Source organism: Hymenobacter sediminis (assembly GCF_003231285.1).
GTDB lineage: Bacteria > Bacteroidota > Bacteroidia > Cytophagales > Hymenobacteraceae > Hymenobacter > Hymenobacter sediminis.
Genome location: NZ_QKNS01000003.1, coordinates 499,982 through 513,131, shown reverse-complemented (window position 1 = coordinate 513,131; position 13,150 = coordinate 499,982). Strand labels below are relative to the sequence as shown.

Here is a 13,150-nt window from a genome sequence, read left to right as displayed (position 1 = left end):
CCCTCCTACCCTTATTCTTTCGGGCATCTTGCGGCGGGGTAGGGCCGTAGAGGAAAGCTCACTTCCCCGATTATGACCGAAAATCTGACGCACCGGCAAAAGATGCTCACGTTTGCCGGCGTGCTGCTGGCTATGTTCCTGGGCTCCCTCGACCAAACCATCGTCAGTACGGCGCTGCCCCGTATTGTGGCTGATTTAAACGGGTTGGACCGTTTTACGTGGGTAGCCACGGCGTACTTGGTGGCCAGTACGGCGCTGGTGCCCCTCTACGGCAAACTGGCCGACACCTATTCACGGCGCAAGATTGAAATTGGGGCGGTGAGTGTTTTCCTGCTGGGCTCCATGCTATGCGGGTTGGCCGGCGAGTTTGGCCCCCTACCCCTGCTCGGCGACGGAATGAACCAGCTAGTGATTTTCCGGGCCGTGCAAGGCTTAGGCGGAGCGGGCCTGTTTGCCATGGCCTTCATCATTATTGCCGATTTGTTTCCGCCCGCCGAGCGTGGCCGTTACCAGGGCTTCACCGGAGCCGTATTTGGCACTTCATCGGTGCTGGGGCCGCTGCTGGGCGGCTTTCTCACCGACCATGGTTCGGACCTGATTCCGGGGGTAGCGGGTTGGCGACTGGTATTTTACGTGAACTTGCCGCTGGGCCTGGTAGCCCTGTGGTTTATCCTGACCCAGATGCCGGCCCTGCGTCCCGCCGCTACTCCCAAACCCCTCGACTACTTGGCCGCTGGCCTACTGATGGTGGGGCTAGTGCCGCTGGTAGTAGCCCTGCAGCTCGACAAGGCCACCTATGGCTGGACCTCCCCCGTTACCCTCGGGATGCTGGCGGTATCGGGGGCAGCGCTGGCCCTGTTCGTGTGGCGCAGCCTTCACCATGAAAACCCGATTCTGGATTTCAACTTGTTTCGCAACCAGGTATTTCGCACGGCCAACGGGGCGCTATTTCTGCTGGGCGGGGCCTTTCTGGGCATCATCATTTTCGAGCCCCTGTTTATGGTCAACGTGCTCGGCGTATCGGCCACGCAGGCGGGCGTAAGCCTAATTCCGCTGTCGATGGGCGTTGTTATGGGCTCCTTGCTGGCAGGGCAGATGGTGTCGCGCTTCGGGCATTACAAACGCTGGATGCTGGGCGGGCTGGTGGTGTTGCTGGGTGGCCTGTCGTTGCTGGCTACCATGCCCGTTACGGTCAGCTACGGGCAGGTGCTGGGGTATCTGCTACTCAGCGGCCTCGGACTGGGCCCTACCATGCCGCTCTACACCCTGGCCATCCAGAACGCCATCGAGCCGCACCTGATGGGACAAGCTACCTCGGCCAGCCAGTTCTTCCGACAGATTGGCGGCGCCATCACGGCATCTATCCTAGGCGTTATCCTGGCCACAACCTTAACTCAGGGGTTGCCCCGCCACGGCACGGGGCCCACTATTCCGGTGGCGGTGGTGGCGGAGGGGCCGGTGGCTAGCGTTACGGCTCCTACCTCTGCCTCGGTTAAAGAAGTGTTTTCCCAGGCTATTTCCCGAGTGTACTTGTTCAATATTTTCCTGGTGGTTGGGGGTTTGCTCATGACCCTGTTCGTGCCGGAGCTGCCCTTGCGCAAGAGCAACACCGATGCCCCTCCGCCAGCAACGGAATAACGGGCGCCAGTTTACCAGTTTCCATCTGTCAGTAGAAAGCAAACTTCCGGGGCCGTGCCGTGGTTATTGTAGCTATTCATTCTTCTGCCATGGAAACTCCTTTGAATATCCGCCTCAGCGTATTGGATCAGTCGCCGGTGCCGGTGGGGCGTACCCCGCGCGAGGCCCTGCAGCATACCCTGGAACTGGCCCGCCTGACGGACCGGTTGGGCTTCACCCGCTTCTGGGTATCGGAGCACCACAATACCAATACCCTGGCTGGCTCGGCGCCGGAGGTGCTGCTGGCCCGCCTCGGGGCCGAAACCTCGCGCATCCGGCTGGGCTCGGGTGGGGTGATGCTACCCCACTACTCGGCCCTGAAGGTGGCCGAGAACTTCCGCCTGCTCGAAACCCTGTATCCCGGCCGCATCGACCTGGGCATCGGCCGGGCCCCCGGCTCCGACCGCATTACGGCCCACGCCCTGAACCCGCATAACACGTTCAGCGACGAGGATTTCGCCGAGCAGCTCATGGACCTGCGGGCCTACCTCCGCGACGAGGTGGTGCCCGATACCATTCATGCCACCGTAAAGGCCGCGCCCTTCGCCGATACCCAGCCCGAATTGTGGCTGCTCAGCTCCAGCGGCCAGAGCGGGCTGTTTGCGGCCGAGGCGGGCGCGGCCTTTTCGTTTGCCCACTTCATCAACCCCAACAGCGGGCCCAAGCTCATGAAGCTGTACCGCGACCGGTTTAAACCCTCGCCCGAGCTGGCCGCGCCCCAGGCTAACGTGGCCATTTTCGTGGTGTGCGCCGATACGGCCGGCCACGCCCAGGCCCTGGCCGACAACCTGGCCCTGCAGATGCTGAAGCTGGAAACCGGCAACTACTCGCCCATTGATGCCGTGGAGAAAGTAAACCTGAAGAACCTCTCCGCCGACCTGCTGCACCGCTTGGCTTACCATCACCAGCGCATCATCAGCGGTACGCCCGACAAGGTGAAGGCTGAGCTAACGGAGCTGGCTGCCGACTACGCTGTGGACGAGGTAGTAGCTGTTACCATCACCCATGACTTCGATGACCGTCTGCGCTCTTACGAGTTACTGGCCGAATCCTTTTCCTTACCGGTAGGAGTAGCAACTTCGCAAGCCACCTTGGTGGGGTAGAAAATTTAACTGCCTACCCCCTAGCATACAGTAAACCCAACGTGAGGCTCTGCCCGCGTTGGGTTTTTTAGTGCCTATCATTCTGACTTTCTGATACCTTATTCCAAGAATAGAACTTTTCTAAAGAACTGTTTTGAATCTATCTAAATAGACCCGAGCTTTGCGTTGTTTTAAATCGTTCTAAACAAGCACAGCCCTACATAATGTCCCGACCTCTCCCCTTCTTACTGCTACTTTCTCTTCCTGTCACTGGCATTGCTACCCCCCTTAGCGGCGATAATGGCACGTTAACTACCACTAAACACGCCGGTGACGAAACTGCCCAACGCGGCCGTTTGGCCGGGGTGGTAAAGGACGATAAAGGACTGCCGATAGAAGGCGTGACAGTGGCGCTGAAAGGCACTTCCTTCGGAACTACTACCAATACCGATGGCAGCTTTCGGTTGTCAGCTCCGGCGGGTTCTTATCAGCTGGTAGTGAGCAGCCTCGGCTACACCACCCAGGAAATTACTGTGACCATCACCGGAGGCGAAACCACTACCCTCCCCTCGTTTACGCTGGCTCAGAACAACCAACAGCTCAACGAAGTAACCGTAACCGGCAACCGCAGCCTCAATGAGCGCCCTACCAGCGTAAGTAAGCTACCCGTAGCCTCCTTAGACCTGCCGCAAAGCGCCGTGACGGTAGAGCGCCAAGTATTGGAGCAACAGCAGGTGCTGCGCCTGTCAGATGCGCTGGTGAACGTGAGCGGCTTGTACGTGACCAGCACCACCGGCGGCACCCAGGAAGAGCTGGGCAGCCGGGGCTTTGCCTACGGCAGCAACAACACCTTTAAGAACGGGGTGCGCTTCAACAACGGCGTGATGCCTGAAGCCAGCTCCCTGGAGCGCATGGAAGTGCTGAAGGGCAGCGCGGCCATCCTCTACGGCAACGTGGCCGCGGGCGGCGTACTGAACCTGGTAACCAAGAAGCCTCAGTTTGAGCGCGGCGGCTCAGTAGGGCTGCGCGTGGGTAGCTTCGGGTTCTGGAAGCCAACGGTGGACGTGTATGGTGCCGTGGGCAAAAGCGAAAACGTGGCCTTCCGCCTGAACGGTACCTACGAGCAGGGCAATAGCTTCCGCGACGAGGTGAAATCGGACCGGGTGTACGTGAACCCCTCCCTGCTGTTCACCCTCACGCCCAAGACTACCCTGATTTTGGAGGGCGACTACCTGCGCGACAACCGCACGCCCGACTTCGGCATCGGGGCCATCAACTACCAGGTTCAGGAGTCGCGGAGCCGCTTCCTGAACGTGCCCGGGGCCAACAACGCCACCCAGCAAACCAGCACTACTGCTACCCTCACCAGCCGCCTGAACGACACCTGGCAGATCCGGGGGGTGGCCGGCTACCAGCGCTACAACAACGAGCTGCGCAGCGCCAGCCGCCCGGTAGCCAGCGCCGTCGCCGCTACCTACGGCGACCTGACCCGCAGCCTGCAGCGCACCGAAACCAACGAAAACTACTTCCTGGCCCAGCTGGACCTGACGGGCAAGCTCCGTACCGGCGCGCTGGAACACACCGTGCTAGTGGGTGCCGACGCGGACCAGTACCTCACCAACACGCTGGCCTACTCCGGCCCGACCTCGCCTACTAACTCCCGCACCAGCGTTACGGCCTACGACGCCATTAACATCCTGGACCGCAACAAAGTGGTAGCCCAGCCCAAGGAACGAATCGGAGGCTTTGGGGAGCTGGTGCGCAACCTTTCCACCCAGAGCAATACCCGCCGGGCCGGCTTCTACGCCCAGGATTTACTCAGCGTTTCGGAGAAAGTGAAGGTGCTGGCCGGCATCCGCTGGAGTTACCAGGAAACCCCCAGCGACCAGTACTACTACAACACGGCCTCCAACCGCACTACTACCAACAAGTATGGTTCGCTGGCCGGCCAGTTGGTGAACAACCGCCGCTACGACGACGCCTTCTCACCCCGCTTAGGGGTAGTGTACCAGCCCATCAAGACGACGGCCCTGTTCGCCTCGTACTCCAACTCGTTCACCCCGCAGAGCAACACGGCCGTCGACCTCAACGGCCAACCCCTGCCCCCCTCCATCATCGACCAGTACGAGGTAGGTATTAAGAACGACTTGTTTAAAGGGGCGCTGTCGGCCAACGTGACGGCCTACCGCATCGTCAACAGCAACCAGATCCAGAGCGTACTGCCCAACGACCCGCGCTATACTACCAAATATAGCACCAGCCCCCAGGAGCTGGCCGGCGAGGTGACGAGCAAGGGCGTAGAGGTGGACATTCAGAGCAAGCCGATGTACGGGCTGTCGTTTATTGCTGGCTACAGCTACAACCACACGGCCTACACCAATAGCAACATCTACGAAAACGGCAGCCGCCTTCGCTACAACCCCGCCCATACGGCCAACCTCAGCCTGTTCTACAACTTCGGCAGCACCTTCGGCGACAACGGGTTTCTGCGGGGCCTGACCGCGGGCGTCACGACCTACTACGTGGGCGATAAGCTGGCCGGCCGCAACCCGCGCCTGGTTAACCCCGCCGACGGCAAGCCCTGGGCCACCGGTGCCGATGCCAACCAGTTCATCACCATCCCGAACTACGTGCAGCTGGATGCCTCGCTGGGCTACTCCTACGACCGGTTCTCGGTGCGCGTGAAGCTGGCCAACCTGCTCAACGAGCTGAGCTATAACATGCACGACGACAATAGCGTGAACCCCATTGCCCCGCGCAACTTCGCGGCTACCCTGGGCTACCGCCTGTAAGCGCACAATGCCAGCGGGTTGAAGAACCTGACCTTGCTGGCCAAAGAAAAACTGAGTGAAAAGGAAACCCGGAAGGTGCTGGCTGCAACCAGCCACCTTCCGGGTTTTCGCCCGACTTCCCAGCGTGTATTTTAGCCCCATGAAAATCTTCTTCCGCAACATTCACCTTTACCTCAGCCTGGTTTCGGGGCTGATTATTGCCGTAGTCTGCCTGACGGGCGGCGTGCTCGTTTTCGAGAAAGAGCTGGAGCAGGCCTGGCACCCGGAGCGCTACTTCGTGGCGGCACCCGCAGCTGCTACCCCCGCCCTACCCCTGGAGCGCCTCACAGCCGCCGTGAAAGCCTATAAGGCCGACGCGAAAATCACGGGCATGAAAGTGTACGCCGACCCTACCCGCACCGTGGAGTTCAACCTGGCTGGCGCGCCCGGCGGCCCCGGTGGTGAGCACAAAGGCGAAGGCAAGGGCCAGGGTGAAGGCGGCCAGCGCGGTGGTGAAGGGCGCATGGAAACCGGCAAAGCCCCGCAGGGAGAAGAACGGCGAGCCGAAGGCGGCCGGGGCGAAGGCCGCGGCGAGCAGGGCGGCAAAGAAGGAAAAGGCGAAGGCAAGGGCGGCAAAGGTGGCGGAGGCGAAGGCGGCCGCGGCCCGGTGGTGTTCGTGAACCCCTACACCGCCGCCGTAACCGGCGAGCTGAACTATCGCGAAACCTTCTTCTTCACCATGATGGCTCTGCACCGCGGCATGGTGGGCGGCCCTATCGGCAAGCTGATTGTGGGCGTGAGCACCGTTATGTTCCTGTTTATCATCATTACCGGCATTGTGCTCTGGTGGCCGGCTACCCGCAAGGCCGTAAAGCAACGTCTACAGGTGAAGTGGAGCGGAGGCTGGAAGCGCCTCAACCACGATTTGCACATCGTGCTGGGCTTCTACTCGGCGTTGTTCCTGTTTGTCTTTGCCTTCACGGGCTTGGCCTGGTCGTTTGAGTGGTTTAACAAGGGCATCTACGCCGTGACCAACTCGCCCATGCAGCGCCCCGAGCCGCCAGTTTCGGTAGTGCCGGGCGCCGCTTCCGTAACCACAACCCCTACCCCTGCCGATGCCCCCGAAGCTGCCGCTACCCCGGAAGCAGCACCTACCCCCGGCCTCACGCCCGATGCGGCCCTGGCCCGCGCCCGCGCATTGGCGCCCACTTCAGTGTACTACTCCCTGCAGTTGCCCAAAGATCCCACCGGCAGCATTCGGGTAGCTACCCTGCGCCCCAATGCCAGCTATGAAAACGCTACCGACGAAACCTACCTCGACCAGTACTCCGGCCAGGTGCTCAGCCAGCAGACCTACGAGCAGCGTAGCCTGGGCCAGCGCGTGCGCGGCATGTTTAAGCCGGTGCATACAGGCTCCATCTGGGGTTGGCCCTCTAAAGTTATCAGCCTGATTGTATGTGTGCTGGGCTTTACCTTCCCCATCACCGGCACCATTCTGTGGCTGAACCGCCTGCGCAAGGCCAAGAAGAAAGGGCGTAAGCTGGCCGCGGCTTAGTTCCCTAAGTCCCCGTCTGCAGCGTAGTCAGCAAAGCGCCCGCCGGATTTCGGCGGGCGCTTTTTATTTGCCCTTCTGATCAGGATATTGCCTGGCATCTTCGTGAATTCATCTCCCGTTCCATGATTCAACGCTACTTTTCGCTCTTGGCTGGCCTGCTGCTGGCCGCCCCAACCTTGGCGCAGCAAAAGCCGCTAGCCCAGCGCACCGCCGACCACGCCTGCTCCTGCATTGGCACCCAGGTGCCCACGGATACCGTGCTGGCCCGGCTCGATAAATGCCTGCCCCAGGCTCTGACCAGCGTCACCTCTGATGGCTGGGCCGCCGATGGCAATGCTATCAGTACCGTAGAGGGCATGACCTCTACCCTACGCCAGAGCCGGGAGCTGCTCATCAGTTCGTGTCCACCAGTGCGTAATGCCTTAGTGACGCGCAAAACGGAGGAGCAATACCAGCTGTCGGCGGTGCCGGCCGCCCGGCAGGCCTACGAGCAGGGCGCTACCTTGCTCAAGCAGAAGCAATACGCGCAGGCCCTGCCCTTATTTCTGCAGGCTGCTAAGCAAGACCCCAAGTTTGTTATGGCCCTCGATAACGCGGCCATCTGCTACCGCCAAACCAAGGACCTGAAAAAGGCGGCGGCGTTCTATACTAAATCGTTGGCGGTGTTTCCGGAGGGCCACCTGGCTCTGCTGAATATGGCCGTGGTGCAAAGTATGCTGGAGAAGCCCACCGAGGCCCGCAGCTACTACGAGCAACTGCGTTTTGTTGCCCCCTACAACCCTGAGGGCTATTTCGGAGCCGGCCGCCTGGCGCTACTCCGGCAAGACTTCCCCCAGGCCATGGCCAACCTATTCGCCGCCCACCGCCTCTACGTTGATCAGGAGTCGCCTTACCTCGACGATAGCAGCTCCATGGTGAGTTTGCTGTATAAAGCTATGAAGGAAAAAGGCCAGCTCGACCAGTTCCGGACTACAGCCAAGGAATATCATCTGACCATTAACGAGTAACCTCTGCTCCTGCTTGCGGGTTTATGCAGAAGGGTACCCCAGGGTACTGCGTCGCTTATACCTCCCCTTTTCTTGTTTTGCATGCCCGCCTCTTCGCCACCTACCCTACCGCCACCCTCCGAAAACCGTTTTCTGGCTCTGCTCCGCCGGGCGGGCCTACTCGACTGGTTTCTGCTGGGGCTGATTGGGGCGGTGGTGCTGGCGTACTTCATCCCGGAGGTGGGTAGCAAGGCCAGCCCGATTCCATGGAAGCTTATTACCACGGCCGGCGTGGCGCTTATCTTCTTTTTCTACGGGCTGCGCCTGAGCCTCGATAAGCTGAAAGCCGGCCTGCGCAACTGGCGCCTGCACGTAGTGGTTCAGCTGATTACCTTCGTAGCATTTCCGGTGCTGGCGCTGGTAGCTAGACCCCTATTCGCAGGGTTGAAGGGAGAGCAACTCTGGCAGAGCATCTTCTTTCTGTGCACGCTGCCTAGCACGGTTTCTACCTCCGTTGTGATGGTGAGCATCGCGCGCGGCAACCTGCCAGCTGCCATCTTCAACGCCAGCATCAGCAGCCTGCTCGGCATCTTCCTCACTCCGCTCTGGACCAGCCTGTTCCTGCACACTTCCGCCGACGGCGGCCACTTGTGGGGCCTGGCCGTGAGCCTGACCTGGCAGGTAGTGTTGCCGGTAGTGGCGGGGGTGTTGCTCAACCGCCGCTTTGGCGCTTTTGCCGAGCAGCACAAAGGCACTCTGCGCATTTCCGACCAGGTAGTGATTCTGCTGATTGTCTTCACGGCCTTCTGTGAGTCGTTTGCCGAGGGCATTTTCCGCAGCTACGCCGCCCGCGACATTGTGCTGCTAGGCTTGGGCATGGTAGGGCTGTACCTGGCCATTTTCGGGTTGGTGTGGGGGCTGAGCCGGGTGCTGGGCTTCTCGCGCGAAGACCGGATTACGGCCCTGTTCTGCGGCTCCAAGAAGTCGTTGGTACACGGCAGCGTGATGGCCAGCCTCCTGTTTCCGGCCACCGCTGCCACCGGCCTCCTTCTGCTCCCCCTCATGCTTTATCACGCTCTGCAAATCATTTTGGCCAGCATGATGGCCCAGCGCATGGGTAGGGAGGCTGCCGAAACCAGCAAGTAGTAGGTAGTGAGCAGGAAGCAATATGTAATAGGCTGCTTTTTAACATAGAAAGAGTCTGTCATCCTGAGCAGCGCGAAGGACCTCTACCGTTAGTAATCACCTTCTGTAGAGGTCCTTCGCGCTGCTCAGAATGACAGATTTATTCTTGTTTACTATAGCAATCGGCGGCAGCGCCTTACCCCTGCTTTCTTAGGCAACCTGCACCTGTAGCTTCTGGGGCCGGGGCTTTTTCTTTTTGTTACGCCGGCCCCACCAGATAATGGTGCCGGTTACGGGCAGGCTGGCCGAAATCAGGCTGGCCAGGAAGGCTACCAGCTTCCCCCCGAAACCCAAAATCTGGCCGGTGTGGATATCGTAGTTCATGTCCGTGAGCTTGGTGCCGGCGCTTTTCGTGTCGTGCAGGCTGGCCTGCATCTCTTGGCCCGAAACCGGGTGGAAGGCGTAGTCGTCGCGGTAGTAGTAGTGCAGGGCCTTGCGGTAAGTCCAGCAGTAGGCAGGCGCTTTGTCGGTGCCGGTGGGGCCCAGCAGAATCATTTCGGCCTGGGGTGAGCGGCGGCGGGCAGTCTGGTAGATAACGTCGCGGACGGGCAGCGCGGCCGCGGCCACGGGCTGCAGCGTGTCCACTTTGGCCGTTATCAGGTCTTGCGGATAGGTTTTGCCACCGTTGGCTACGTAGGCAATGGGGGTAAGCACCGAGGGAAAAATCATGAATAAGCCCGTAAGCGCCAGGAGCAGCCCAACGCTGGCGGCATAGAAGCCCAGTACGTTGTGCAGATCGTAGTTCACGCGCCGCCACCGGGCGCCCCACTTAATGGTGAAGCGCTGCTTGCGCTCCTGCTTGCGCTTAGGCCACCATAGCACTAGGCCGGTAATGAGCATCACCACGAAAATCATGACGGCCCCGCCCACTACCCACTTGGCTACCGGCTCGGGCAGCAGCAGGGTCATGTGGATTTCCTGCACCACCGCAAAAAAGTGGGTGCGCAGGTCGTGCTCGTGCAGCACCTCGGCGGTGTAGGGATTCAGGTACACCTGCGTGGGTGCCCCGGCCTTGGTGGTAAAGAATACCGTAGCCGAGCGCTCGGGCCCAAAGTAGGTTACCCAGGTGTCCTTGCTGTCTACACCGGGGTGGGCGGCCAGGGCGGCGGCCTGCAGGCGCGAGGGCAGCACCGGCGCCTGGGCCCGGGCCTCTACCTTGCGCCACGGCTCGGTCAGGTCCCGGATTTCATCCTGGAAGACGAAGATGGCCCCCGTGATGCTCACAATAAACACCACTAGCCCGGACGCGAGTCCGAGCCAGAGGTGTAGCTTGCCAACGAGCTGCTTAGCCGTCATAAGCGTGAGAGGGTTAGGTTAGAACTTGTACGCGACGCTGCCGATAATGCTACGCAGCTTCTGCGGGTTCATGGTGGTGTAGCCAGTCCAATACTGCTGATCCGTCAGGTTATCTGCTTTAGCCGAAATGCGGTATTTGGGCTGGTCGTAGAAAATGCTGGCGTTGAACACAGTGTAGCTGGGCAGGGTAAACACGTTGTTAGTTTCATTCTGCACGCGGTTTTCGCTGGCGTAGTTGCCGCCGAAGCCGGCGCCCAGGCCGCGTAGCGCGCCCTCTGGCTGGCGGTAGCTTACCCAGGCGTTAGCCAGGTAGGGTGAAGAAGCTGTGTTGGGCCGGCGGCCGTTCACAGTTTCGGGCGAATCCTCAAATTTCGCTCCGTTGTAAGAGAAGCCACCCACCATGTTCAGGCCAGGTACCGGGTTGGCAGTAAAATTGACTTCCACTCCTTTGCTACGCTGGGTGGCATCTTGGGCGTTGATGGCTTCAAACGTGGTAGGCGCATAACCGAGCAGCCGCAGCCGGTCTTGCACCCGGATGTCGTAGTAGCTCACCGTAGCGCTGAGGCGGCCGCCGGCCGCGTCCAGCTTCACCCCACCTTCCCATTGGTTGGCGCGCTCGGGCCGGGCTAGCGGACGGCTGCCGTCGGCGGCCAGGTAGATGCCCAGGTTGTTGAAGCTGTTCTGGTAGTTGGCAAACACACTCACCCGGTCCTTTACCGGCTGATACACCACGCCGAATTTGGGCGACCAAGTAGTTTGCTTGTACGCCGCCACGGGCGAGTACAACAGTCCACCGGTATTGCTGACGTGGTCCACGCGCAGGGCGGCCAGCACGCTCAACTGCTCGGTCAGGTTCAGCACATCTGATACGAAGGCGCTGTAGGTATTCGACTTGGTAGTAATCAAGTACCGTCCACCGCCGCCGCTAGCGTATACGGCGTTCATATTAGTGCCGTTGAAGCGGTCTAGGATGGGACGCGGAGAAGAGATGGCCACCGTATCGAAATTGGCGCCCACAAAGTTGACATCTGAGTTAATTCGTAGGAAATCCAGGCCCAGCACCACGCGGTTGCGCATGTTGCCTATCTGGAAGTCGCCGTTGAACAGTTGCTGCGCTTCCCACAATTGCTTCTGGCTGTTGTCCGTCGATTGGTCGGCCCGCACCAGGTAATTGTCGGCATCCGGCAGTTCGGGGTTACGGCGAGTGATGGCCGATGACGGCACCAGGTAGAAATACGCCGAGTTGCCGTTCGAGTAGCTGTTGCTGCTAGTCAGGTAAGTTGTGGCCGTGAAGGCGGGCGAAATCTTGTATTGCACCTGCCCGAACAGGTTGGTGCTGCGCGAATCCTGAAGCAGACCCGGCCCCTGGTACGACTGGCGGTAATCAAGCGGCGACTTGTCGGCCCGGCCAAAACCCAGCGCCTCTGGCGCGTAGTACAGGAAAATGAACTGATTGCCTGTACCCCGGCTCTTATAAATTTCTGCGTCCAGGTTCACCGTCAGCCGGTCCGAGGGGCGCCACTGCAGGCTGGGGGCCACGGCCAGGTTCTTGTTGAAGCCGGTATAGCCCTTATTCTGGAAGTTATCCTCGTAGGTGTAGGCCGTGTTCAGGCGGAAGCCCAGCGTTTTGGGCTGGTCGGTGGGCGTGCTCTGGTCTACTAGGTTCACGTCAGCACTCACGCGGTGGAAGCCGTAGCTACCGGCCGCTACGTTTACCTCGCCGCCGAAGGTATCGAGCGGTTTCTTGGTGACGCGGTTGATTAGGCCGCCATACGAGGTTAGGGCCGAGCCGAACAGCGTGGCCGAGGGGCCTTTAATGACTTCCAGCTTTTCCAGGTTCACTGCGTCAATATTGCCGGTCACGTTGCCGGCCACGCCGTTGCGCAACTGGCTTTGCGTAACGAAGCCCCGCGCAGCATAGAAGGCGCCGCCGTCGCCGCCGCGGCCGGTGGCGTCCCACATTTTCTGCAAGCCAGGAGCATTGCGCGTAGCATCATCCACGGAGAACACCAATTGTTCGGTCAGCAGCTCCTTGCCCACGGTGGCATACACCTGCGGGTTTTCCAGGTTGTTGAGCGGCATCTTGTTCACGTCCACTGACTGCTTGCGGGCGAAGCGGTTTACGCGGGCGCCGTTCACAACTACCTCTTTCAACTGTTCGGCGTTTTCAGCCAAAGCAAAATCAAGCGTTACGCCCTGACCGCCGCTTACCGTTACAGACCGCTCCTCCGACTTCAGGCCTACAGCAGTTACTATCACTGTGTACTGCCCGTCGCGTACCCGCTCAATCACGTACTGCCCCTGGTTGTTGGTAATAGCTCCCTGCCCGCGTCCCTTTAGACCAATTGTAACTGCGGCGGCTGGGCTGCCATCAGCAGTAGTTACGGTACCACGGATAGACGCTGTTTGTTGCGCCGCAGCAGAAAGGGAACAAGCCGTTAGGGTGGAAACCAAACCCAGGCGTTGCAGTGTGTTCATGCGAGATTGAATTATTTAGAACAGTTCTAAAACGCCACAAAGTAAAGGCAGGAATCTGTGGAATGAAAATTTATTTAAAATGATTCTACATAACTTTAACCTAATCTATCGTTGAGCTTA

General features: G+C 60.0%; 8 protein-coding genes. 6 read left to right on the top strand and 2 right to left on the bottom strand.

The annotated features are described in order from the left end of the window. Nucleotides 1–72 precede the first annotated feature (72 nt). The 6 genes from DNI29_RS11250 to DNI29_RS11225 all read left to right on the top strand — a co-directional run bounded on the left by DNI29_RS11250 (nucleotide 73) and on the right by DNI29_RS11225 (nucleotide 9,217). Complete coding sequence (locus tag DNI29_RS11250; RefSeq protein WP_238388065.1) at nucleotides 73–1,638, top strand: MDR family MFS transporter; 1,566 nt, start codon at nucleotides 73–75, stop codon at nucleotides 1,636–1,638. Nucleotides 1,639–1,727: 89 nt separating this feature from the next. Next, nucleotides 1,728–2,780 (top strand): LLM class flavin-dependent oxidoreductase, encoded by a 1,053-nt coding sequence (locus DNI29_RS11245; protein WP_110978195.1) that lies wholly within the window; start codon nucleotides 1,728–1,730, stop codon nucleotides 2,778–2,780. A gap of 203 nt (nucleotides 2,781–2,983) precedes the next feature. Continuing rightward, a complete protein-coding gene (locus tag DNI29_RS11240) occupies nucleotides 2,984–5,551 on the top strand; it encodes a TonB-dependent receptor (RefSeq protein ID WP_110978194.1) in 2,568 nt (855 codons plus the stop codon). A gap of 139 nt (nucleotides 5,552–5,690) precedes the next feature. Then, entirely contained in the window at nucleotides 5,691–7,085 is a 1,395-nt protein-coding gene (locus DNI29_RS11235) for a PepSY-associated TM helix domain-containing protein (protein ID WP_110978193.1), read from the top strand. A 122-nt stretch (nucleotides 7,086–7,207) separates the two neighbouring features. Continuing rightward, entirely contained in the window at nucleotides 7,208–8,092 is an 885-nt protein-coding gene (locus DNI29_RS11230; protein WP_110978192.1) for a tetratricopeptide repeat protein, read from the top strand. An 81-nt stretch (nucleotides 8,093–8,173) separates the two neighbouring features. After that, nucleotides 8,174–9,217 (top strand): bile acid:sodium symporter family protein, encoded by a 1,044-nt coding sequence (locus tag DNI29_RS11225; RefSeq protein WP_110978191.1) that lies wholly within the window; start codon nucleotides 8,174–8,176, stop codon nucleotides 9,215–9,217. Nucleotides 9,218–9,406: 189 nt separating this feature from the next. Here the strand turns inward: DNI29_RS11225 and DNI29_RS11220 are convergent, their stop codons facing one another. Both DNI29_RS11220 and DNI29_RS11215 read right to left on the bottom strand, forming a co-directional pair. Next, nucleotides 9,407–10,552, bottom strand: coding sequence for a PepSY-associated TM helix domain-containing protein (locus tag DNI29_RS11220; RefSeq protein WP_110978190.1), 1,146 nt, complete (start codon nucleotides 10,550–10,552; stop codon nucleotides 9,407–9,409). Nucleotides 10,553–10,570: 18 nt separating this feature from the next. Then, nucleotides 10,571–13,030: a TonB-dependent receptor gene (locus DNI29_RS11215; RefSeq protein ID WP_110978189.1), complete on the bottom strand. Its 2,460-nt coding sequence runs from the start codon at nucleotides 13,028–13,030 to the stop codon at nucleotides 10,571–10,573. Nucleotides 13,031–13,150 lie beyond the last annotated feature (120 nt).